This is a genomic window from Nonomuraea sp. NPDC052265 (assembly GCF_044547985.1).
Classification (GTDB): Bacteria; Actinomycetota; Actinomycetes; order Streptosporangiales; family Streptosporangiaceae; genus Nonomuraea.
Map to the genome: position 1 here is coordinate 434,684 of NZ_JBIUBJ010000006.1, position 21,852 is coordinate 456,535.

24 protein-coding genes are annotated in these 21,852 nt (G+C 74.5%); 12 read left to right on the forward strand and 12 right to left on the reverse strand.

The features are described from left to right. Positions 1 to 7: 7 nt before the first annotated feature. The 5 genes from menC to ACIHAD_RS21470 form a co-directional block, all read right to left on the reverse strand. Positions 8 to 1,117, reverse strand: a complete 1,110-nt coding sequence (gene menC / locus ACIHAD_RS21450; RefSeq protein WP_397356284.1) for an o-succinylbenzoate synthase — start codon at positions 1,115 to 1,117, stop codon at positions 8 to 10. Beyond that, positions 1,114 to 2,001 (reverse strand): GNAT family N-acetyltransferase, encoded by an 888-nt coding sequence (locus ACIHAD_RS21455; RefSeq protein WP_397356285.1) that lies wholly within the window; start codon positions 1,999 to 2,001, stop codon positions 1,114 to 1,116. The genes menC and ACIHAD_RS21455 overlap by 4 nt, the downstream gene beginning before the upstream one ends. A 98-nt stretch (positions 2,002 to 2,099) precedes the next feature. Then, entirely contained in the window at positions 2,100 to 3,227 is a 1,128-nt protein-coding gene (locus tag ACIHAD_RS21460) for a M20 family metallopeptidase (protein WP_397356286.1), read from the reverse strand. Positions 3,228 to 3,345: 118 nt separating this feature from the next. Next, complete coding sequence (locus ACIHAD_RS21465) at positions 3,346 to 4,008, reverse strand: potassium channel family protein (protein WP_397356287.1); 663 nt, start codon at positions 4,006 to 4,008, stop codon at positions 3,346 to 3,348. After that, positions 4,001 to 5,359: a TrkH family potassium uptake protein gene (locus tag ACIHAD_RS21470; protein WP_397356288.1), complete on the reverse strand. Its 1,359-nt coding sequence runs from the start codon at positions 5,357 to 5,359 to the stop codon at positions 4,001 to 4,003. Before ACIHAD_RS21470 ends, ACIHAD_RS21465 begins: the two co-directional genes overlap by 8 nt. A gap of 237 nt (positions 5,360 to 5,596) precedes the next feature. Here ACIHAD_RS21470 and ACIHAD_RS21475 point away from each other — a divergent pair, with 237 nt between their 5' ends. Together ACIHAD_RS21475 and ACIHAD_RS21480 are read left to right on the forward strand one after the other, a co-directional pair. Beyond that, positions 5,597 to 7,168 carry a PP2C family protein-serine/threonine phosphatase gene (locus ACIHAD_RS21475; protein WP_397356289.1) on the forward strand — a complete coding sequence of 524 codons (1,572 nt, stop codon included), beginning with the start codon at positions 5,597 to 5,599 and terminating at the stop codon, positions 7,166 to 7,168. Beyond that, on the forward strand, positions 7,165 to 8,220 hold the full coding sequence (locus tag ACIHAD_RS21480) for a B12-binding domain-containing protein (RefSeq protein WP_397356290.1): 1,056 nt from the start codon (positions 7,165 to 7,167) through the stop codon (positions 8,218 to 8,220). The genes ACIHAD_RS21475 and ACIHAD_RS21480 overlap by 4 nt, the downstream gene beginning before the upstream one ends. Before the next feature lie 13 nt (positions 8,221 to 8,233). Here the strand turns inward: ACIHAD_RS21480 and ACIHAD_RS21485 are convergent, their stop codons facing one another. Further along, positions 8,234 to 8,875 carry a 4a-hydroxytetrahydrobiopterin dehydratase gene (locus ACIHAD_RS21485; RefSeq protein ID WP_397356291.1) on the reverse strand — a complete coding sequence of 214 codons (642 nt, stop codon included), beginning with the start codon at positions 8,873 to 8,875 and terminating at the stop codon, positions 8,234 to 8,236. A 144-nt stretch (positions 8,876 to 9,019) separates the two neighbouring features. Here ACIHAD_RS21485 and ACIHAD_RS21490 point away from each other — a divergent pair, with 144 nt between their 5' ends. Further along, complete coding sequence (locus ACIHAD_RS21490) at positions 9,020 to 9,355, forward strand: hypothetical protein (protein WP_397356292.1); 336 nt, start codon at positions 9,020 to 9,022, stop codon at positions 9,353 to 9,355. A 43-nt stretch (positions 9,356 to 9,398) separates the two neighbouring features. Here ACIHAD_RS21490 and ACIHAD_RS21495 read toward each other — a convergent pair whose 3' ends face one another. Both ACIHAD_RS21495 and ACIHAD_RS21500 read right to left on the reverse strand, forming a co-directional pair. Next, positions 9,399 to 9,860, reverse strand: coding sequence for a VOC family protein (locus tag ACIHAD_RS21495; RefSeq protein WP_397356293.1), 462 nt, complete (start codon positions 9,858 to 9,860; stop codon positions 9,399 to 9,401). 74 nt (positions 9,861 to 9,934) lie between these two features. Continuing rightward, positions 9,935 to 10,840, reverse strand: a complete 906-nt coding sequence (locus tag ACIHAD_RS21500; protein ID WP_397356294.1) for a LysR family transcriptional regulator — start codon at positions 10,838 to 10,840, stop codon at positions 9,935 to 9,937. Between the two features lie 72 nt (positions 10,841 to 10,912). On the opposite strand from ACIHAD_RS21500, the gene ACIHAD_RS21505 reads away from it, so the two are divergent. The 4 genes from ACIHAD_RS21505 (at position 10,913) to ACIHAD_RS21520 (ending at position 14,035) form a co-directional block, all read left to right on the forward strand. Then, entirely contained in the window at positions 10,913 to 11,203 is a 291-nt protein-coding gene (locus ACIHAD_RS21505; RefSeq protein ID WP_397356295.1) for an NAD-dependent epimerase/dehydratase family protein, read from the forward strand. Positions 11,204 to 11,251: 48 nt separating this feature from the next. Further along, entirely contained in the window at positions 11,252 to 12,142 is an 891-nt protein-coding gene (locus ACIHAD_RS21510) for an aldo/keto reductase (protein ID WP_397356296.1), read from the forward strand. A 55-nt stretch (positions 12,143 to 12,197) separates the two neighbouring features. After that, positions 12,198 to 13,241 carry a LuxR C-terminal-related transcriptional regulator gene (locus ACIHAD_RS21515; RefSeq protein WP_397356297.1) on the forward strand — a complete coding sequence of 348 codons (1,044 nt, stop codon included), beginning with the start codon at positions 12,198 to 12,200 and terminating at the stop codon, positions 13,239 to 13,241. Positions 13,242 to 13,327: 86 nt separating this feature from the next. Beyond that, positions 13,328 to 14,035, forward strand: a complete 708-nt coding sequence (locus tag ACIHAD_RS21520) for a hypothetical protein (protein ID WP_397356298.1) — start codon at positions 13,328 to 13,330, stop codon at positions 14,033 to 14,035. 81 nt (positions 14,036 to 14,116) lie between these two features. Here the strand turns inward: ACIHAD_RS21520 and ACIHAD_RS21525 are convergent, their stop codons facing one another. After that, on the reverse strand, positions 14,117 to 15,466 hold the full coding sequence (locus ACIHAD_RS21525; protein WP_397356299.1) for a S8 family peptidase: 1,350 nt from the start codon (positions 15,464 to 15,466) through the stop codon (positions 14,117 to 14,119). A gap of 221 nt (positions 15,467 to 15,687) precedes the next feature. On the opposite strand from ACIHAD_RS21525, the gene lexA reads away from it, so the two are divergent. Beyond that, on the forward strand, positions 15,688 to 16,347 hold the full coding sequence (lexA, locus tag ACIHAD_RS21530; protein ID WP_397356300.1) for a transcriptional repressor LexA: 660 nt from the start codon (positions 15,688 to 15,690) through the stop codon (positions 16,345 to 16,347). On the opposite strand, the gene ACIHAD_RS21535 is transcribed toward lexA, so the two are convergent. Next, the gene (locus ACIHAD_RS21535; RefSeq protein ID WP_397356301.1) at positions 16,331 to 16,525 is read right to left on the reverse strand and encodes a peptide deformylase; all 195 of its coding nucleotides are present in this window, start codon (positions 16,523 to 16,525) and stop codon (positions 16,331 to 16,333) included. The two genes, lexA and ACIHAD_RS21535, sit on opposite strands and share 17 nt — an antisense overlap. 164 nt (positions 16,526 to 16,689) lie before the next feature. On the opposite strand from ACIHAD_RS21535, the gene ACIHAD_RS21540 reads away from it, so the two are divergent. The 4 genes from ACIHAD_RS21540 to ACIHAD_RS21555 all read left to right on the forward strand — a co-directional run bounded on the left by ACIHAD_RS21540 (position 16,690) and on the right by ACIHAD_RS21555 (position 20,466). Continuing rightward, on the forward strand, positions 16,690 to 17,556 hold the full coding sequence (locus ACIHAD_RS21540) for a hypothetical protein (protein WP_397356302.1): 867 nt from the start codon (positions 16,690 to 16,692) through the stop codon (positions 17,554 to 17,556). A gap of 160 nt (positions 17,557 to 17,716) precedes the next feature. Next, positions 17,717 to 18,763: a methyltransferase gene (locus tag ACIHAD_RS21545; protein ID WP_397356304.1), complete on the forward strand. Its 1,047-nt coding sequence runs from the start codon at positions 17,717 to 17,719 to the stop codon at positions 18,761 to 18,763. Between the two features lie 178 nt (positions 18,764 to 18,941). Then, complete coding sequence (locus tag ACIHAD_RS21550; RefSeq protein ID WP_397356305.1) at positions 18,942 to 19,784, forward strand: GNAT family N-acetyltransferase; 843 nt, start codon at positions 18,942 to 18,944, stop codon at positions 19,782 to 19,784. Positions 19,785 to 19,941: 157 nt separating this feature from the next. Continuing rightward, positions 19,942 to 20,466: a PepSY domain-containing protein gene (locus ACIHAD_RS21555; protein WP_397356306.1), complete on the forward strand. Its 525-nt coding sequence runs from the start codon at positions 19,942 to 19,944 to the stop codon at positions 20,464 to 20,466. 125 nt (positions 20,467 to 20,591) lie between these two features. On the opposite strand, the gene ACIHAD_RS21560 is transcribed toward ACIHAD_RS21555, so the two are convergent. Beyond that, on the reverse strand, positions 20,592 to 21,203 hold the full coding sequence (locus tag ACIHAD_RS21560) for a class I SAM-dependent methyltransferase (RefSeq protein WP_397356307.1): 612 nt from the start codon (positions 21,201 to 21,203) through the stop codon (positions 20,592 to 20,594). Further along, positions 21,200 to 21,826, reverse strand: a complete 627-nt coding sequence (locus ACIHAD_RS21565) for a TIGR04282 family arsenosugar biosynthesis glycosyltransferase (RefSeq protein ID WP_397356309.1) — start codon at positions 21,824 to 21,826, stop codon at positions 21,200 to 21,202. The genes ACIHAD_RS21560 and ACIHAD_RS21565 overlap by 4 nt, the downstream gene beginning before the upstream one ends. Positions 21,827 to 21,852: the final 26 nt, after the last annotated feature.

Below are 21,852 nucleotides of genomic sequence, written 5' to 3' on the forward strand. Positions count from 1 at the left end.
GAATCGGTCAGGACGGCATCGGCACCCAGGTCTTCGCGACGGTGACGGCCTCCAGGACCTCCGGGATGGGGGCGACGCCGATCCCCGGGCCGGTCGGCACGGCGAGGTGCCCGTCCACCAGGCGGAACGGCGGCGTCAGGTCGGTCCGGTAGTAGCGGTCGGAGGCCGAGGTGTCGCCCGGCAGCAGGAACCCGGGCAGCGCGGCCAGCGCCACGTTGGCGGCCCGGCCCACGCCGGTCTCCAGCATGCCGCCGCACCACACCGGGACGTCGTGCGCGGCGCAGACGTCGTGGATCCGCCTGGCCTCCAGATGGCCGCCCACCCGGCCCGGCTTGATGTTCACGATCCGGCAGGCCCCGAGCGCGATCGCGTCGGCGGCGGCGCGGGCCGAGACGATGGACTCGTCCAGGCAGATGGGCGTGGTGATCCGCTCGGCCAGCCGGGCGTGCCCGATCAGGTCGTCCTGCGCGAACGGCTGCTCGATCAGCAGCAGGCCGAACGGGTCCAGCCCGGCCAGGTGCCGGAGGTCGCCGCGCCCGTACGCGGTGTTGGCGTCCACCTGGAGCGGGATGTCGCCGAACCGCTCGCGTACGGCCCGGACCGGCTCGACGTCCCAGCCCGGCTCGATCTTGAGCTTGATCCGCAGGTAGCCCGCGTCCAGGTACTCGGCGACGGCGTCGAGCAGCGCGGGGATCGACCCGGTGATCCCCACCGACACCCCGCACGGCACACTGTCGCGCACCGCCCCGAGCGCGTGGGCCAGCGGGACGCCGCGGGCGCGCAGGTCGGCGTCCAGGACGGCGGTCTCCAGCGCGGCCTTGGCCATCCGGTGCCCCTTGAACGCCGCCAGCGCCGGGGCGACCTTGTGCGCGTCAAGGTCCGCCACGCCGGCCAGCGCCGGGACCAGGAAGCGGGCCAGCACGTCGGCCGCCGCGTGGGTGTACTCCGAGGAGTACAGGGGCGCCGTGCCCGCGCCGCACTCGCCCCAGCCCTCGGCCTCGCCGGTGACGACGCGCACCAGCACCGCCTGCCGGACCGTCTCGGTGCCGAACGACGTGCGGAACGGCGTCACGAGCGGCATCTCGACCGTGCGGATCTCGACCCCGGTGATCTTCATTCCGTCTCCTGTCTGTCCACGATGTACCAGCCTGTACGGTCGAAGCCGCGCACCCGGGCGCCCCCTTCGAGCAGCTCGCCCAGCACGTCCCGCAGTGCCCTGCGCCAGTCGGCGGCGCGGGCCGGGTCGCTCTCGCGCATCGCCTCGACGTCGCCGGGCACCCCGACCAGGACGGTGGGCGCGCCGGCGTACCGGGTCAGCGGCCCGCCCGCCGCGGACGCCTCCAGCGCCACGGCCGCGCCGGCCGCCCTGGCCGCCGCCGCGTCCGCCTGGGCCGGACGGCCCGCGCAGGCCGCCTCGACGGCGGGCGTCTCCAGCCGCCAGCGGACCAGGACGCGGTCGGTGTCGTCGGCGCGGTTGATGTCGTCGTCCATGGGGCCGTAGAAGTTCGGCAGGTACTCGGACGGGACGGCGCCCAGCTTGGCCAGGTTGAAGTGGGCGTTGCGGCGTACCAGGGGGTCGTAGGTCCAGCAGATCTCGCCGACGCCGCGCAGCATCGCCCAGGCGCGCTGGTGCAGCTTCAGCGCGAAGCCGACGTTGCGGCCCCGCATGCTCGCCAGCACGCCGGCGATGTGACTGTGCAGGGCGGCGCGGGCCGGCGGGGAGAAGAAGCCGAAGCAGGCGCCCACCATCCGGCCGCCGTCGAAGGCGCCGCTCACGTAGCTGCCCGCCTTCGACATCGCGCGCAGCAGGTCGGCCGTCACCGGCGGGTTGTTCTCGCCGGTGCGCCAGATGTGCTCGTACAGGCGGCGGACGGCTTCCAGCTCGCCGACGCTGTCCAAGGGGCGGATGTCGATGCCCGCGCCGTCGGCGGCGGCCTGCGCCGCGGCGCACGCGGCCTCGACGGGCCGGGAGTCGCGACGGTCACGGATGAGATCGGTCACGCCGGTCATGGTGGCAGCCGCTCCCGTCCCGTAGCTGGTCGGCGAGCACCGGGCGGCGGCACCGCTTTCGTCCGCCCGGACAAGGGGCGGCGGGGCGGTCACCGCTTCGCGGTCAGCAGGTCGGCGACCAGGGCGGTCAGCAGGCGGGTGCGGCCCGGGAGCTGCGCGACCAGTACGTGCTCGTCGTCGGCGTGGGCGCCGCCGCCGACCGCGCCCAGGCCGTCCAGGGTGGGCGTGCCGGCCCCTGCGGTGAAGTTGCCGTCGGAGGCCCCGCCCACGGCGACCGAGGCCGGCGGCTCGATCCCGAGCGCGCCGGCGAGCCGGCACGCCCGCTCGAACAGGTCCTTCGACGCCGAGGCCGGGAGCGGCGGCCGGTTCGGCCCGCCGCCGACCGTGACGCCCGCGCCGGGCAGCACCGGCCGCAGGCCCCACATCGCCGCGTCCACCCGGTCCTGCTCGGCGGCGTCCACGGCCCGTACGTCCACCTCGAACCGGGCCCGCGCCGGCACGGTGTTCGCCGTGGTGCCCGCCTCCAGGCGGGTCGGGGTGACGGTCGTGCCCAGCGCGGGATCGGCCAGCGCCGCCACGGCCGCGATCTGGTGGGTCACCTCGACCGTCGCGTTCACGCCGCGTTCCGGATCCAGCCCGGCGTGCGCGGCCCGGCCCCGTACCAGCACCTCGTACCGGGAGACGCCCTTGCGCTCGGTCTTCAGCGCCCCGCCCGGACCGGCGGCCTCCAGCACCAGCGCCGCCGCGCACCCGCGCGCCTCCTGCTCGACCAGCTCCCGCGAGGTGGGGGAGCCGGGCTCCTCGTCGCCGGTGACGAGGAGGGTCACGCCGTCCAGGTCGTCCAGCGCCGCCAGCGCGTGGAAGGCCATCACCAGCCCGGCCTTCATGTCGAAGCACCCCGGCCCGCGCAGCACCCCGTCACGCACCTCGAACGGGTGCCGCTCCAGCGAGCCGACCGGCCAGACCGTGTCGTGGTGGCCGAGCAGCAGCACCCGGGGCTCGCCGCCGAACCGCCAGCGCAGATGGGTGCGCCCGCCGATGACGACGCGCTCGGCCGCGGCCCCCAGACGGGCGGCGCCGACGCCGGCGACGGTCGTGGCGCTGCGGGCGACCGCGGCCAGGTCGTCCGACGGCGACTCGCAGCGTACGAGCCGCTCGATGTCGGCGATCATCGCGGCCTCGCGGGCCCGGTCGGACGTGGTACGGCGTGGGGTCATGACGGCTGCCTCCGGTCGGACGGACCGCCCATCCTCGTGAACCACGACCGCGACGGACCTGTCGCACCGGCCAACATCGGCCCGCCGCGTTGGGCCACGGCGACGACCCCAGGGGCGGCTACGGCAGCTCGGCGAAGCGCTCGACGTCCTCCGTGCGGCCGGAAACGATGATCACGTCGCCGTAGGCCAGCTCGGTGTCGGAGCTGGCGTAGGTGAACTCCTCCTCCAGGCTCTTGACCGCCACCACGGTGACGCCGTACTTGCGGCGCAGGTTGGAACGGCCGAGCGGCACCCCGATGTACTCCTTGGGCGGCCGGGTCTTGGCCAGCGCGAAGTTCTCGTCCACCTGCATGAAGTCCAGCATCCGGCCGGTCACCATGTGGGCCACCCGCTCGCCCATGTCGTGCTCGGGGAAGACGACGTGATGGGCGCCGATGCGGCCCAGGATCCGGCCGTGCTGGCGGCTGACGGCCTTGGCCCAGATGTCGTCGATCTCCAGCTCGATCAGCAGCGACGTGGTCAGGATGCTGGCCTCCAGGTCGCCGCCGATGGCCACCACCGCCCGGTAGAAGTCCGGCACGCCGAGCTGGCGCAGCGTCTCCAGGTCGGTGGAGTCGGCGGTGGCGATGTGGGTGATCTGCCCGGCCAGGCTCTGGGCGACCTTGGGCCGGTTGTCGATGGCCAGGACCTCGGTGCCGCGCCGGGTGAGCTCCAGGGCCAGCGAGGTGCCGAACCGGCCCAGGCCGATGACCACGACGGGGTCTGTCTTCTTGTCAGCCAACGATGACACGTTCCTCGGGTAGTTCGTACCGACGGGTGCGCTCCTTCAGGGCGAGCGCGGAACCCAGCGTGAGCGGGCCGATGCGCCCGATGAACATCAGCGCGACCAGCAGCAGGTGCCCGGCCGGCGTGGTGTCGGCGGTGATGCCGGTGGACAGCCCGTTCGTGCCGAACGCCGAGACCACCTCGAACAGCACCTGGTCCAGGCTGTGGGGCGTGATGGCGAGCAGCAGGTAGGTGGAGACGGCGACCAGGACGACGCCGATCATCGTGATCGAGATGACCTGGCGCTGCGCGGACTCGGCCAGGCGCCGGTGGCCGATGTTCACCCGGGGCTCGCCCCGCAGCTCGGCCCAGATGATGAACGCCAGCAGCCCGAACGTGGTGACCTTGATGCCGCCCGCCGTGCCGGCGCTGCCGCCGCCGATGAACATCAGCAGGTCGGTGGCGAGCAGGCTGCTCGGGTAGAGCTGGCCGATGTCGAGGCTGTTGAACCCGCCCGAACGCGGCATGACCCCGGTGAAGAACGCGGCCAGCAGCTTGCCGGAGTCGTCGAGCCCGCCGAGCGTCCTCGGGTTGCGCCACTCGGTCACCAGGAAGATCAGCGTGCCCACCGCGAGCAGGACGAGCGTCACCCCGACGGTGACCCGGGTGAGCACCGACCAGCGGCTGGGCCGGCGCCAGGCGCGGGCCAGCTCGAACACCACCGGGAAGCCCAGCCCGCCCACGATCACCGCCAGCGCGATCGGCAGGCAGATCCACGCGTCGGTGACGAAACCCACCATGTTGTCCGGCCACAGCGCGAACCCGGCGTTGTTGAACGCCGACACCGCGTGGAACCAGCCCAGGTACATCGCGCGGCCCGGCGGCTCGCCGTACCCCGTGACGAAGCGCGCGGTGAGCAGCGAGGCGACGATCAGCTCGGAGACGAGGCTGAAGATGACCACGTTGCGCACCACGCGCCGGACGTCGGACATGCTCAGCGTCTTGGTCTCGGCCTGGGCGAACATGCGGGCGCGCAGCCCCAGCCGGCCCGCGACCAGGACGGTGAACAGCGTGGCCATCGTCATGATGCCCAGGCCGCCCACCTGGACCAGCCCGGCGATCACCACCTCCCCGGCCACCGACCAGTGCGTGGCGGTGTCCACCACGACCAGGCCCGTCACGCAGACCGCGGACGTCGCGGTGAACAGCGCGGTCAGCCAGCCGGCCGACTCGCCCGTGGCCGTGGCCATCGGCGAGGTCAGCAGGGCCGTGCCGGTCAGGATGAAGGCGGCGAACCCGGTCGCGATGACCTGCGCCGGGTGGTGGAACCGGGACAGGAAGGCGCCCGTCAGCCGCAGGTGTCTCATGACGCGCTCCCGCCGTACGCGGCCGGGCGGGGGACATGATGTGAGGCGAGCACGATCAGACCGTAGACCACCGGGCCACCGCTCCCGCAAACGCGTCGGGAGCCGGGACGGGATCACGCCGCGCGAAGGTGCCGAGGCTAAAAATGCGACAAAAACGATTCGGCGTCGGGAAAGCCGTGCAGGTCACGTCAGTAGAGTGACAGTCACGTAGGTGATCACGAATGGGGCGGGATCGGCATGCTGGGGGAGGACACGCCGTACCCGATGCTGGTCGCCGACGCCTCCGGCGCCGTCGAGCGGGCGAACGCCGCCGCCCGGTCGCTGCTGGGCGGCTCGGCGCGGATCGGGCCGGAATGGCTCGCCCGCGCCCACCACGAGCTCTGCGCCCGCCTGGCCGCCGGCGCCGGGGAGGCGCCCGAACCCGCCCGGGGACCGGTCGGTGAGCGCGTCTTCGAGGCCCATCCCGTGCGCGCCGATCGCGAGCGCGTCACCTGGTGGCTGGTCGACGTCACCACGCGGGAGCACGCCATGGGGGGGCTGCGGGCCGAGCGGGACTCCGCCGCGTCCATGGTGGCCGCCGCCACCGAGCTGCTGTCCTCGCTCAACCTCGACCGCTGCCTGGAGGCCGTCGCCCGCCTGGCCGTGACGCACCTCGCCCAGGCCGCCCGGGTCGTCGTGCCGATGGGCTGCCGCCGGTACGAGGTCGCCTACCACGACGCCGGCGGCGAGGCCATGCGCAGGAACCTGGACATCGATCCGCAGGCCATGCCTGGCCTGGCCGAGGCTCTGCGGGCCTTCCCTCCGGTGCCCGCCCGCTGGGTGGACCCCGAGCAGGCGCCCGGCTGGGTCCTGGGCGAGGGGCAGGACGGGGCCCGTTCGGTGGTGGTGATCTCGCTTCCGGGCTACGGCCTGCCCGCGGGCGCGCTGATCCTGCTGCGCGCCTCGGCCGGCTTCACCCCGGCCGAGGAGGTGTTCGCGCGGCTGTTCGCGGCCCGCGCCGGCACGGCGATCTCCATCGCCCGCGTGTACGCCGAGCAGGGCGCCGTCACCGAGACGCTGATGGCCGACCTGCTGCCGCCGATGACGCCGTACCTGGACGTCGCCGACGTGGCGGCCCGCTACCGGGCGGCGGGCCACGGCGCGCTGGTCGGCGGCGACTTCTACGACGTGCACCCCGTCGCCGGATCCGGCGGGGCGGCGCTGGTGGTGCTCGGCGACGTCTCCGGCAAGGGCCTGGAGGCCGCCGTGCTCACCGGCAAGATCCGCAACACGCTGCGCGCCCTGCTGCCGCTGGCCGACGACCACCAGCGCGTGCTGGAACGGCTCAACGAGGTGCTGCTCGCCGAGTCCAGCCCGCGTTACGTCACGCTCGTGCTGGCCGGGGTCGGGCGTCGCGGCCCGCGGCTGGAGCTGCGGCTGACCAGCGCCGGGCATCCGCCGCCGATGATCGTGCGCAACGACGGCCGGGTGGAGGTCGCCCTCACCCGCGGCACCCTGATCGGCCTGCTGGAGCAGGTCACCAGCGTGACCGAGACGGTGCTCCTGGACCCCGGCGAGACGTGCCTGCTCTACAGCGACGGCGTCATAGAGGCCAGGGGCGGGCCGCTGGGCGACGAGATGTTCGGCGACGACCGGCTGCGGGAGGAGCTGCGGCATTGCGTCGGCATGCCTGCCGCCGCCCTGGCCGAACGCGTCCAGATGCTCGCCTCGCAGTGGGCGGGCGAGCGGGAGCGCGACGACATCGCCATCGTCGCCATCGGCGCGCCGCGCGAGGCGCCCGACGGCCCGGCCGGAGGTCCCCCGGCGTGAACGGCGTGAACGGCGAGATCGAGCGCTGCGTCGAGACGCTGCGGGCGGCCGCGGAGGCCGGCGACGAGTACGCCGCGATCGACGCCGCGCGGGCCGCGCTCGACGCCGGCGCGCCCCTGGAGACCATGCTCCTCGACGTGCTCGCCGTCGCGCAGGCCCGCGTGGGCCTGGACTGGGCGGCCAACCGGCTCACCGTCGCCCAGGAGCACACGGCGACCGCCGTCCACGAGCGGGTGCTCGCCGTGCTGGCCCACGAGCCGGCCGCGCGCGGCCACCGCACCGGGCCGCCCAGGGGGCGGGTGAGCGTGGCGTGCGTGGACGGCGAGTGGCACACCTTCCCGGCCCGGCTGCTGGCCGAGGTGCTCCGGCTGCGCGGCTGGCAGGTGGACTACCTGGGCGCGCACGTCCCCCCCGCGCACCTGGTCGTGCACGTGCACAGGACCGCGCCGGTCGCGGTCGCCCTGTCGGGGTCGATCGCCACCCGGCTGCCCGCCGCGCACGCCGCCATCAGCGCCTGCCAGGCGGCGGGCACGCCCGTGCTCGTCGGCGGCGGCGCCTTCGGGCCCGACGGCCGCTACGCCCGCCTGCTCGGTGCCGACGCCTGGGCGCCGGACGCGCGGGCCGCCGCCGACCTGCTCGACGCCGGGCCGCCGCGGCGCCGGGCCGCGACGGGGCTGAGCGCCGGACAGCCGCCGCACCTGGCCGGCCCCGAGTACACCGTGCTCACCGAGCGGGCGCAGGAGCTGGTCAGAGGCGTCGTGGACGAGCTGGACGAGCACGCGCCCGTCGCCGAGGGCCAGGAACCGACCGGGCACACCGCCGAGGACGTCGCGTACGTCGTCGACTACCTCAAAGCCGCCGCGTACGTCAACGACCCCGGCCTGTTCACGTCCTTCATCGGCTGGATGGCGCAGGTGCTGGCCGCGCGCGGGGTGCCGGCCCGCGTCCTGGCCGTCACGCTGGACGCGCTGGACGCCCGCCTGGCCGGCCTGCCGCTCACCCGCGAGCTCATCGCCCAGGCCCGCGCCGGGCTGCCGGACGGGCCCGGCTGACCGTTCCCGCCGGTCAGTCGCGCTCCTGCCAGGTGCACAGGCAGGCGTGGTTGCCCTCGGGGTCGGCCAGCACCCAGAACTGCGGCGCCTCGTCCTCGTAGACCAGCCGGCCGCCCGCGGCCACCGCCGCGTCGATCCTCGGCCGCACCTGCTCGGGCTCCACCCACACGTCGAGGTGCCAGCGCTGGCGGGGCTCCTCGTCGCCGGACGCCTGGAACCACACGTTGGGCAGCGCGCCGGCCGGGTCGCGCAGGTCGTCCCCGGCGTCGGGCTCCATCGCCAGCACCGCCGCCCAGAACGGCCGTACCGAGTCCCGCGCGGGGGTGTCGAGGCCGAGTTCGAGCGCGGAGACGGCCGCGGAGTCCAGCCGTACGCCCGCGTCGGCGGCCAGGGCCGAGATCGCGCGCGCCAGCCGTACGTCGCGGCCGGTGACCCCGCCCGTGTCGTGGCTGGTCAGCCGGACGTCCACATGGGTGTAGCGCAGGTCGAGATCGGGATGGTGGTCCATCTCCTCGGCCACCGCCCCGATGGCGTCGACGAGCGCGAGCCCGGCCGCGAACGTCCCGGTGCGGAGGCGGGTGTGCAGGCCGCGCAGCAGGTACGCCCACCCGGCCAGGTCCTCTTGCGCGATCTGCGGTCCGGTCAACTTGGTCATGCGGTCATCTTCGCAGGCGTCGGCCTCGCCGGACCCCACCCCCGCGGGCAGCCTCGACGCGCCGTGCCGGGCACGCGTGCGCACGTACGCGCCGGTTCCGTCGAGCGGCGGACACTCCGCGCATGTTCGGCTACCGTCCGAAGTATGGCGAACGATGACGAGCAGGAAGAGCGTCCGGAAGTGACGGACCCGATGACCTGCCCGGAATGTCAGGGCCGGCGCGGCGTGCGGCTCGGGGAGCCGTTCCTCGCCTGCACGTTCTGCGGCGGCCTCGGCCAGGTGGGCGGCGGCGGCGAGCCCGCCGAGCGCGGCGAGGAACCGCCCCCGGACGGGCCGCCGCCGGCCTGGGAGCACAGGGTGTGGTCCGACCCGTGGATCGCCGAGACGCTCGGATGCCGCTTCTGCCTCGGCTCGAAGAAGCTGGCCCACATCGAAGCCGGCACGCTGGTGTCCGTGCCGTGCAGGTGCGCCGGGGACTGACACCGGCCACCCCGCGCCGCCCGGGGGGACGCGCGTGAACGGCCTAGTCGAGGCAGAACTCGTTGCCCTCGGGGTCGGTCATCACGATGTGGCCGGCGCCGAACGGGGGCTCCGGCTCGTGGCGTCGCACCCGCGTCGCGCCCAGCTCGACCAGCCGCTCGCACTCGGCCTCCAGCGCCGCCATACGCTCCTCGCCGCGCAGCCCGGGAGCCGCCCGGACGTCGAGGTGCACGCGGTTCTTGGCGGCCTTGCCCTCCGGCACCCGCTGGAAGAACACCCGGGGGCCCCGCCCGTCGGGGTCCTCGACGGCCGACCTGGCGTCGCGCTCCTCCTCGGGGACGCCGGCCCGGGCCAGGAAGTCGTCCCACGCGGCCAGCGGGTCGGCGCCCTCGGGCAGCTCGACCCCGGGCGGGCCGGGGTGGACGTAGCCCAGCGCGTCGCGCCAGAACGTGGACAGCGCCTTGGGGTCGTGGGCGTCGAAGGTGATCTGGACATGGCGGCTCATATGACATCACTCCATTCGGTGGAGAGAACGTTTCCGGGAACACTGTGACAGCACCGGCGGACAGGATCGGTCCGCTACCGGCCGAGCGTGGCCGCCTCCTCGCGCAGCCACTCCACCAGGGTCGGCACCAGCGGGTGGTCGCGCCGCCGGGCGGTGGCGACCCCGATGTAGCGGACGGGACGCGGCGGGTTCAGCGGCACGACGGCCAGGCCGGGCGTGCCGGGCGCCAGGCAGATGGACGGCACCAGGCTGACGCCGAGCCCGGCCGCCGTGAGCGCCTGCGCCAGGTGGTAGTCGCTGGTCGAGCCGCTGACCCGCAGCTCGAACCCGGCCGCCGCCGCGTAGCCGCGCAGGAACGCCTCCGTCTTGGAGCAGCCGATCACCCACGGCTGCTCGGCCAGCTCGGTCAGGTCCAGCGACGGCCGGCCGGCCAGCGGATGGGCGGCCGGCAACGCCACCGACAGCGGGTCCTCGGCCAGCGGCGTCCAGCTCAGCCCCGTACGGTCGCCGGGCAGCACCGGCAGCGGCCCGGCGAAGTGGTAGGCGACGGCCAGGTCCGCCTCGCCCCGCCGGACCAGCGGCAGGCTGTCCTCCGGCTCCCGCTCGACCACGTTCGTCTCGACCTGGGGATGGGCGGCGACGAACCGCGCCAGCACGCCGGGCAGCAGCGCGCGGCCCCCGCTGGTGAAGGTGGCCACGGTCAGCCGCCCGCGCCCGGAGGCCAGCTCGTCGATCCGCTCCCGCGCGTGCCGCAGCTCGGCCGCGATCGTCTCGGCCGTCTCCACCAGCAGCCGGCCCGGCTCGGTGAGGGCCACGCCGCGCGTGCTGCGGGTGACGACGGGGGTGCCGAGCTGCCGTTCCAGCGCGGCGATCTGCTGCGAGACGGCGGACGGCGTGAGCAGCATCGCGGCCGCGGCCCGGTTGAAGCTGCCGTGCGCGGCCACCTCCCGCAGCACCCTGAGCCGATGGGCGTCGATCAACAGTTCTCCTTAACACGAGGCCAGCAAGCCACCACTACCACTGGTGACCCCGTCCGGGCCAGTCTTGGCGGCATGCGACAGATCTGCGTCATCGGCGGCAACCGCTACTTCGGCCGCCACCTGATCCGCCTGCTGCGGGACGGTGGGGACCATGTGACCGTGGTCAACCGGGGCTCGGCCGCGCCGCCGTCCGGCGTCGAGCACGTCGTGGCCGACCGGGCGGACGCGGCGGCCCTCGCCCGCGCCCTGGCCGGCCGGACCCGCTTCTACGCCGTCGACAACGGCCGGGCCGCCGCGCTCGGCTTCCCGTTCACCGACGTCGCGGCCCGGCTGCCGCGAGCCGCCGCCGACCTCGCCGCGTGAACCGGCGTCATCCCTGAAACCGCCCTCCTCCCGGAAAGCCGGACAACCATGATCACCCGCCGCATCGGAACCGCCGAGGTCAGCGCCGTCGGCCTCGGCGCCATGCCGCTGTCCATCGAGGACCGCCCCGACCGCGCCCGCGCGATCGCCACCGTGCACGCCGCCCTCGACGCGGGCATCACCCTGATCGACACGGCCGACTCCTACCACTGGCACGCCGGCGAGCGCGGCCACAACGAGGAGCTCATCGCCGAGGCCCTGGCGGCCCGGCCCGGCGACGCCTCCGGTGTCCTGGTCGCCACCAAGGGCGGACGCGGCCGTCCAGGCGACGGCGCCTGGACGGTCGACGGCCGTCCCGACCATCTCAGGGCCGCCTGCGAGGGCTCCCTGCGCCGCCTGGGTGTCGAGGCGATCGGCCTCTACCAGCTGCACAAGCCGGACCCGGCCGTCCCGTGGGCGGAGTCGGTGGGCGCGCTGCGCGACCTCCTCGACGCGGGGCTCATCCGCGCGGCCGGCGTCTCCAACGTGACCTGCGAGCAGATCCACGAGGCCAGGGCCGTCCTCGGCGACTCCCTCGTCTCGGTCCAGAACCGCTACAGCCCCCAGCACCGCGACAGCCTGCCCGAGCTGCGGCTGTGCGGCCGCCTCGGCCTCGCCTTCCTGCCGTGGAGCCCCCTCGGCGGCATCGCCCGCAGCGCCCTGGACGGCCCCGGCGCCGCCCCGCCGCGCACCCCCTTCCACGAGGTGGCCGAGGAACGCGGCGTCACCCCGCAGCAGGTCTGCCTGGCCTGGCACCTGGCCCACTCCGGGCACGTCGTCCCCATCCCGGGCGCCAGCCGTCCTGAGTCGGTCCGGGCCTCGGCGCGGGCGGCGTCCCTGACCCTGACGGAGGACGAGCTCCGACGGCTGGGGCAGGCCGCGGACGGGCGGGATGCGTAGCCGGCCGACTACTTTCCGCTTGCGCGGCGGTGCGACGGTGTGCTGGCCTGGCCGCGTGAGCTCATGCCAGGACCGCGTGGTCCACGAGGTGCGCACCCTGATGGACCGGGGCATCGCCGCCGAGGACCTCGGCGCCGCCGTGTCCGCCGCCATCGCCCCGCTGCTGCGGCACGACGCGCTGCGCCTGGTCGGCACCAGCCCGGCGACCGGGCTCGGGCAGGGCTCGTTCAGCTTCTGGCACCGCTACGAACGCGAGCTCGCCGTCTCCCTGCTCGCCCACCGCCGCGCCCACGGCGACCCCTGCCGGCCCGCGTCCCTGGCCCGGCTGCGGGTGCCGGTCGCGGTGGCCGGCGCCGAGGAGGGGGCGCGGCGGGCGTTCGCGGCCTGCGGCGCCTCCTGCGAGCTGCGGCTGCTGCTGCGTGACGCGCGCGGCGGCGTGTGGGGCCTGCTCGGGCTGGTACGCGCCCGCGACGCCCCGCCGTTCACCGAGGACGACCTGCACAGGGCGACGCTGCTCGCCCCGGCCCTGATGACCGTGCTGCGCGGGTACGTCACCGCCGCCCCGCTCGCCCCCACCGTGCCCGCCCTGTCGGCCGGGGTGATCGTCGTCGGCCCCGACCGCGCGATCCGCGCCGTGACGCCGCAGGCCCAGGCATGGCTCGACCGGCTGCGCTGCCCCGACCGGCACGGCGTGCACGCCTGGCTGGCCGACACGTTCGTCACGGCCCTGGCCGCCGACGCCGCCGAGCACGCGCGCGGCGCGGACGCCGCCCGGCCGATCATCTGCGCCCCCGCGGCCCGCTACGGCCGCTGGCTCGCCGTCGAGGCCCAGGCCCTGGACGAGGACGGCGCGGGCGACGTGGCCGTGGTGATCCAGTCGGCGACCGGCGGGCTGCTGCTGCCCTCGTTCTGCGACTGGTACGCCCTCACCCCGCGCGAGCGCGGCGTGCTGGACCTGCTGTGCGGCGGAGCGGCGCCGAAGCAGATCGCCCGGCTGCTCGACCTTTCCGGGCACACCGTGCACGACCACCTCAAAGCGGTCTTCCGCAAGACCGGCGCGAGCGGCCGGGACGAGCTCATGGCCGCCTTCACCTCCTGAGCGCCATCCCCGACACTGGGGGGCTGTCCGGGCCGCCGCCCCGCCCGACCATGAAGGAGTACGCAGCACTACCAGGGGAGGCACCCGTGACCCAGATCTCAACCCCCGCCCGCCGCCAGGTGGAGCGCTTCCTGGAGTTCTCCGACCACGTCGGGGGCCTGGAGGAGTCCGACGTGCTGGCGCTCCTGCGCGACCACGGCATCACCACGCTGGAGGCGCTCGTCGCCAAGGCGGTCAGGGCGCCCCGCTCGGCCCCGCCCGTGCCGATGGACCCGGCCAGGGCGCTGGCCCGGCCCAAGCCCGCGCGGCCCCTCACCCACCCCGCGCCCGCCATGGCGGTGGTCGTGGACGGCGTCGAGCACGACCCGGCCGACCTGGCGCGGTTCGACGGCCGCCCGCTGACCTACCTCTACCACCCCGAGCGCCTGACCGCGCTCACCGACGACACCGCGCTCAACGGCGCCCTGTGGGCCTCGGCGCGACTGCGGGACCCGCGCCCGGCCACGCAGGGCGAGGTGCAGATGTTCGAGCACGTCGAGTACGCCGGTGACTGGTTCTGGTGCCCGGCCCGGCTGGGCTACAACGATCTGACCGACGTCCACCACGGCCCGCTGCACCTGCACGACTGGAACGACGTCATCAGCTCCATCGGCGGCACGAACTGCACGGTCCGCTACTACGAGCACATCAACTTCGGCGGCAGCTCCATCCTCGTCGCCCCCTTCTCCGACATCCCGACCCTCGTCCCCAGCGGCTGGAACGACCGGATCTCCTCGGTCTGGAACCACGGCTGACCTCTCCCTCCACCGGCCCTCCCCGGTGGACGGCGACGCCGCGCACCCGTCTCGTTCGCGGGTGCGCGGCGTCGCCGCGGGTCAGGCGGCCCGGGTGCGGTGCGAGCGGAGCGCGGCCAGGACGCCGACGGGGTTGACGATGCCGTAGCCGTAGTCATGGTCGAAGCCGACCGTGCTGCGGTCCTCGGCGGTGCGGTTGAGCAGCGTGCGGAGCTGCGCGGGCGAGAGCTTGGCCGACGGGTGGCGGGTGCGCAGCGCGGCGATGACGCCGGCGACGACCGGGCAGGAGGTGGACGTGCCGGTGTCGGGGGTGCCGGGCCCGCCGGCCTCGGAGCCGGCGTAGTGGGTGTAGGCGGCCAGGTCGGGCTTGTGGTCGCCCAGCCGGGCCGGGCCCTGCGAGGAGTAGCCGACGCGCTCGCCGTGGGTGTCGACCCCGGCCACCGTGACCACCTTCGGATGGCCGTTGCCGCCCACGATGTCGGTGAACCCGCAGCTCGCCGCCGGGCAGTCGCGCCCGCAGTTGCCCGCCGCGAACACGATGTCGGCCCCGGCGTGCTCCAGGCTGGAGATCATGACGTTGAACGGGTGCATCGGGTTGTCGGAGTAGTTGCCGGGGTGGCCGGGCGGGAAGTCCTGCTCCGGGTTGTACAGGCCCCAGCTGTTGCTCACCACCAGCGAACGGGACTCGGCCGGCATCGCCTCCAGGAGCCCGCGCAGATGGGCGTAGGCGGCCACGGCGTCGGACAGCATGCCCTCCACCGTGCCCTTCCTGCTGCGCAGGACGGCGATGTCGAGCAGCGTCGAGCGCGGGGCGGCGATCTGGGTGTTGAACGCGCACAGGCTGCCGTGCTCCACCGGGTAGCGCCCCGGCGTGGGCGTGACGCCCGGCGGGGCCCAGCTGTGCCCGGCGTCGAGCGTGACCTGACGGCCGAGCTTGGTGCTCACGTGGTCGGCGTTGACGCCGCCGTCCACGACCGCCAGGTTGACGCCGTGGCCGTCGTAGCCGGCCGCGCGCAGGTCGGAGGCGTGCAGCAGGCGTTCCACGTCGTGCCAGTCGCCGACCGGGCCGGTGTCGGCGCAGGTCAGGTTGGGATGGATGGACGGGTCGGCGAACACGCCGACGACCTCGCGTACGGACGACGACAGCAGCGCCAGCCTGGAGGTGAGGTCGTCGTCGGAGAGCTCGCCGCGCACGAGCACGCCGGCGTGCTCGGCCGACAGGGAGAAGCCCAGCGGCCGGTTGAGCGACGACAGCAGGCCGCCTGAGGGTGAGGCGGGCAGCGCGCGCGGCAGGGCCAGCGGGGCGAACGCCTGGTCCAGGACGAGTCCCGGCAGGTCGCCCGCCACGTCGGCGACGGTGGCGGTCACACCGGGGTCGAGGACGGCTTCGACGGTTTCTCGGGCGGGGCGGAGCTGAATCAGGACACGCAAGGCTCCACCTCCTTTCTCGGGACGGGCATGGGACACTTGTTGCTTCCCCTTGCAAATACCCTCTGTAGTGAATTAACTACTTACAGTAGTGTCAGCACTTCATTGCCCTGGAAGTCACCTCTTTGTCGCCGTCCCGCCGCGGCCGGCGCCCTCGCGGCCGGGATCGCCCGTTCCGCCGGTGGTCGCCACCGCGCCCGCCACCGGGCCTCTAGCATTCCTCTGTGACCACCTACGACGACCACGACGCGTTCGAGTACCTGAACTTCTCGGCCCTGCCGCAACGCCAGCAGCGCATCCTGGCCACGATCCGCGACTGGGTGGTCAGACACGGATACCCGCCGAGCACGCGCGAGCTCGGCCAGGCGGTCGGGCTGCGCTCGTCCTCGTCGGTCTCGAAGCATCTGAGGAGCCTGGAGGAGAAGGGCTTCCTCAGCCGCGGCGCGACGATGACCCGCCCGATCGACGTGCGCCTGTTCCTGCGGCCGCCGTCGCCGGAGCCGTCCGGCGAGCTGGTGAGCGTCCCCGTGGTCGGCGACATCGCCGCGGGCGCCCCCATCCTCGCCGACGAGCACCTCGACGACACCCTGACCCTGCCCCGCGACCTCACCGGCCGCGGCACCGTGTTCGGCCTGCGGGTGCGGGGCGACTCGATGGTCGACGCGGCCATCTGCGACGGCGACATCGTCGTGGTGCGGCAGCAGCCCGAGGCGCACTCCGGGCAGATCGTCGCCGCGATGATCGACGGCGAGGCCACCGTGAAGGTCTACCGGCGGCGCGGCGGGCACGTCCTGCTCGAACCGCGCAACCCCCGCTACGACGTCATCGACGGCGACCAGGCCGTGGTGCTGGGGATCGTGGTCTCGGTCATCCGCAGCGTGTGACCCCGCGGGCGTCAGGGCCGGGGGCCTGGAAGCGCTCGTGGTTGGCGGTGGTCGAGAGCGTGCGGAGGTCGGCGCGGTCGAGGTGGAGGGTGCCGTTCAGGTGGTCGGTCTCGTGCTGGGCGATGCGGGCCGGCCGGCCGGACAGCTCCTCGGCGCTCACGCCGTTCACGTGTCTCATGGGGTCCTTCCGCTCGACGGTCGCTCGCTCAGCAGACGGTAGAGCATGCGGGGTGACCCGGTTTCGGCGGGTAAAGAGGGCTGTGAACATTCATAGAGTAGTTGATCCACTGCAATGGGTAATGATCGCTGCGGATGATCACGTAACGTCGCGGGGAGGCACCCATGTGCAAGAGAACGATCGCCGTCTTCGGCCTGACCGCAGTGGGGCTGCTGGCGGCGGCGGGCCCGGCGACGGCCGAGGAAGCCGGCACGGCCGCCGCGCCGTGCGTCGCCGCCCGGGTCGAGATCGCCGGCGGGCCCTCGGTCGTGGCGGGCACGCTGCTCGACACCTCGGCCGTGCGCACGTTCCTACGGGGGCTCCTCCGTCCGGCGGACCGGCCCGGGGCGCTGCCGCTCTCGGCGGACGCGTCGTTCGTCGAGGCCGCCGAGTTCCCGGGCGTCCTCGACGCGTTCCTGCTCGACGTGGAGGACGAGGTCGGGGTGACCAGGACGGACGGGGACCCGGGCGACGTCGGGCTCACAGATTCGGACAGTGACGCGCTGTCCAGGAGGATCCTGGAGCCGATCGTCGCCGACGCCATGGGCTGCGTCCCGCCCACCGGCTCCTCGCCCACCGGCTCCTCGCCCACCGGCTCCTCGGCCACGGCCTCCGCAGCCACTGACCCGTCGGCCACCGACTCCGCGGACGTCGGTTCGTCGGCCGAGGAGGAGCCGACGTCCCTCCTGGACGCCGCGGGGGCCACGGCGGTGCTCGAAGCGCTGGTGAACCGGCCCGAGACGTGCGTCACCGACGGCGCCTCGACCATCCGCGCCTCGGACACCGGCATGTCGATCACGACCGACTCGTCCCAGGTGTCGCTGCTCGACGCGCTCGGCGTCAGAAGGACGCTTGACGTCCTGGTCGGCAGGCCGTCGGCGTGCGCCACCGAGAACGTGCCCCTGTCGGCGGCGACCACCGAGCAGGACCGGCCGACGTCCCTCCTGGACGGCCTCGGCCTCGGGACCCTGTTCTCCAGGCTCCTGGGCTGACCTACGGGCCTGCTCTGTCCCTCTCGGGGGACCGGGGTCTGTCCTCTCCGTGTTCCCGCCCGTTGGGGCGGGTTCGCCCTGAGATGGGCACGGCAGCGGCGGGTGATCGCGTGGTAGGTTGCGGGCGAGCCTTGATCCTTTGGGAGAAGGGGGCGCGGCCATGACAGGCACCGGCGACGAGACCGTCCGTCCGACGGCGTGGGAAGCGGCGTGGGAGGTGCTGGCCCCCGTCACGGACATGGTCACCCCGATGGCCGTACGCGTCGCGGCCACCTTGCGCCTGACCGATCTGATGGGCGGCGACGAGCTGCCCGTCGAGGAACTGGCCCGCCGTACCGGCACCGACGCCGACGCCCTGGGCCGGTTGCTGCGGCACCTCGCCTGCCGCGGCGTCTACGCCGAACGAACGCCCGGCGTGTTCGCGGTCAACGAGCCCGCCGCGCTGCTGGCCTCCGGCCACCCCTCCATGATGCGGGACCGGCTCGACCTCGACGGCTTCGGCGGGCAGATGGACGTCTCGTTCACCGGCCTGCTGCACACCGTCCGCACCGGGCAGCCCGCGTGGGAGACCGTGTTCGGCGTCACGATCTGGGACCATCTCGCCGCCCACCGGGAAGTGGGCGAGTCGTTCGACGCCCTCATGGCCGCCGGGGCCGGAGACCTCACCGACGCGGCCGAAGGGTACGACTGGTCCGGCGTACGGCACGTCGTGGACGTCGGCGGCGGCACCGGCGCCCTGATCGCCGAGCTCCTGAAGGCCAACCCGGGGCTCCGGGCCACGCTCGTCGACCTGCCCGACACGCTGGAGCGGGGCCGGCGGTTCCTGACCGGGCTCGGGCTGGACGAGCGGTGCGCGTTCGCCCCCCAGAGCTTCTTCGAGCCGCTGCCCGCCGGCGGCGACGTCTACGTGCTCAGGCGGGTGATCCACGACTGGAGCGACGACGACGCCGAGCGCGTCCTGCGGCGCTGCGCCGACGCGGCCGGGCCGCACGGACGGGTCGTGGTGATCGAGTCCCGGGGCGGGGCGGACGACGACCCGGCCATGTTCGCCGAGATGAACCTGCGCATGCTGGTCCTGAGCGGCGGCCGGGAGCGGACGGTCGACGACTACGCCGCTCTAGCCGCCGGGGCCGGGCTCGACGTGGCCGGGGTGCGTCACACCCCGCTCGGCAACGTCGTCCTCGACTGCGTCCCCGGGAACGGCTGACCGATCAGTACGGCTTGAGGCCGCGCCCCCGGCCGTCCCCCGGCCGTCCTCGGCCCGCGTCCCGGCGCCGGCGCCGGCACCCCTGGCCCGTGCCTGCGACAGCGGGCCGTCACTCCCTGGGCCTCGTCGCCTCCGGTGCGAGGACATACTTGATCATCCGCACGCGAAGGAGACCGTAGTGACCACCATCGAATGGGCCGCGCTGTCCGCCGCGGACCTGCCGGAGATCGCCGGTCTGGCCGGCAGGTGCGCGGCGCGCGACGGCGGGCTCCCGGCGACCGCGTCGCCGTCCTTCCTGGAGCGCAGGTACACCGGGGGCACGGCGGTGGGCGCGTTCGCGGACGGCCGGTTGGTGGCCTGCGGGGCCGTGCGGCCGGTGGGCGGGACGTCGGCGGCGACGGGCCTGGTCGACCCGGACCACCGGGGACGGGGGCTGGGGTCGGGCCTGCTCGACCGGCTGGCCGTGAAACCGGGGGCGGTGCGGCTGGAGACCGAGTCGCTGACCCCGCAGGCGCACGCGCTGTTCCTGGCGCGCGGGTTCCGCCAGGCGTTCGCCGAGGACGTCTTCCGGCGCGACCTGGCCCGGCCGCTGCCGGACGTCCCGATGCCGCCGGAGGTGGCGGTCGAGGAGTGGTCCCCGGACACCGAAGGGGCCTTCCACCAGGCGTACGCCGCGTCCTTCGCGGACCGTCCGGGCTTTCCCGGGTGGTCGCGGCAGGAGTGGGTCGACTGGCTGGTCGATGACGGGTTCCTGCCGGGGTGCTCGCTGGTGGCGCGCGAGGCGGGCGTCGCGGTCGGCTTCGTGACGTGCGCGGAGGAGTTCCTGGTCCAGGTGGGCGCCGTGCCCGGCTGGCGGCGGCGCGGGCTGGCGCGGGCGCTGGCCGTCGCGGCGCTCGGCCGGATGCGCGATGGCGGGGCCGTCCAGGTCTTCCTGGACGTCAACGTCAACAACCCGGCCTCGGGCGCCCTCTTCCAGGGGCTCGGGTTCGAGAAGATCGCCCGCCGCGCCCGTTACGAGTAGGGGGCGTGCCCGCAAGGGTTTTCGCGGGCCGTGGTGGTCGTGGGGCCCGGTTCGGCGTCTTAACCGGACGTTAGGGTTCCCGCAGTTCGTCGCTATCGTGCCGGCGGCCACTGTAGGAGGCGTCAGGACGACGACCACGCAACGGAGGGTTTTCCGCATGCGCAAGCCTATGATCATCGCTGGACTGGCCACGGCCACCGTACTCGCCGCGGGCGCCGGCACGGCCTTCGCCACCGCCTCCACCCCCTCGCCTGCCGCCCCCACGTCCGCCGCCACGTCCGCGGCTCCGGCGGTCCCCCGGGAGCAGGCCGAGAAGACGGCGCTGGAGAAGGTGCCGGGCGGCAAGGTCACCTCGGCCGAGCTGGAGAGCGAGGACGAGGGCCAGGTCTGGGAGATCGACATCGACGCCGCCGACGGCGTCGAGCACGAGATCACCGTGGACGCCGCCAAGGGCACCGTCCTCGCCGAGGAGACGGACGACGACGCCGACGACCAGGCCGACGACCATGCCGACGACCAGGCCGACGACCACGGCGACGACCAGGCCGACGACCGCACGGGCAACCGTACGGACGCCCAGAAGGGCGACCAGAAGAACGACCAGACCGCCGACAGCGACGACGACCACGGGGCGTCCGACAGCGACGACGACCACGGCGCGTCCGGCGGCGACGACGACTGAGGGCTGCACGCGCCCGGCGGCGGTCCCGCACCCGGGCCGCCATCACGGTGACCCGGGTGTTCCCCGTCGTGCCGGTCGACCGTCCCGCCGGGTCCGTCCTGTGGACGGAGTCCGCGAGGCGGGGGCTATCGCAGGCGGGACAGCCAGCGGCCGTGCGCCGGCCAGCAGCGGGAGGACGTGAACCCGGCGTTCGCGGCCAGCCGCCGGATGTCGGTCGCCGAGACGGTCGCCCAGCCGAACCACTCCCCGGCACGCGTTCCCCGGCGCAGCCGCAGCCGGTCGACCCGGCTGGGCGTCCAAGGCGGCGCGAGCTCGGCCAGGACCGTGCCGCCCGGCCGGACCAGCTGCCGGACCCGGCGCAGCAGCGCCCCGGGGTCCCCGCCGATGCCGATGTTGCCGTCGGCGAGCAGCGCCGTCGCCCACTGGCCGGTGCCGGGGACGTCGTCGAAGACGTCCCGCAGGAGGGCGAACCCGCCGGCCCGGCGGGTCAGGACGACGGCGCGCGGCGTGATGTCGATGCCGAGCGAGGTGACGCCGCGCCGGGTCAGGGCCGCCGTGAGGCGGCCGGGGCCGGAGCCGATGTCCAGCGTGGGGCTGCGACAGCGGCTCAGGAGCTCCTCGTCGCCGTCGATCGGCGCGGACCAGCGCGCGGCCTCCAGCACGGCGCGGGTGCCGTCCACGTACTCGATCTCGGCGCGCTCGCCCGCCAGCGCGGCGGCGTAGATCTCCCCGATCATCGGCTCAGCCGCCGGATCGCGGTGGCGAAGCGGGACGCGGGGGCCTCACTCGCCACCGCGGCGGCGTCCGCGGCGGTGTCGACGTCGATCAGCTCGGGCAGGTGGTGAACGGTCAGCCCGGCGCGGTCGAGCCGGTCGAGCTGAAGCTTGCCGGTCTCCGCGTGCGACATGGGCACCCCGAGCAGCAACGCCGGGTCCGGCCGCCGCAGCCCGAGCAGCCAGAAACCACCGTCGGCGGCCGGGCCGTACACCGCATCGTGCTCCTCCAGCGCCTCCCCGGCCTCGCGCAGCAGCTCGGGAGTGACCTGTGGGGTGTCCATGCCGATGAGGACGACGGGCCCGGGCCGCAGCCGGTGGACGTCGGCGAAGGCGGCCGCGAGGCGCTCGTCCAGGCCGGTGCCGCGTTGCGGGATCACCACGAACCCCCGGGGCAGCCAGCGGCCCGGCAGCCCGTCCAGGGCGAGCACCCGCTGGCAGGCGGGGGCGGCGGCGACGGCGCGCAGGCTGTCGCGGAGCGCGGCCTCGGCGAGCGCGGCGGCCTCGGCCGGGCTGTACGGGGGCGTCAGCCGGGTCTTGACGCGTCCGGCCACGGGCTCCTTGGCGATGAGCACGATCTGCGGCATGTGCTCGAACGTGGGGTGACTCAGCT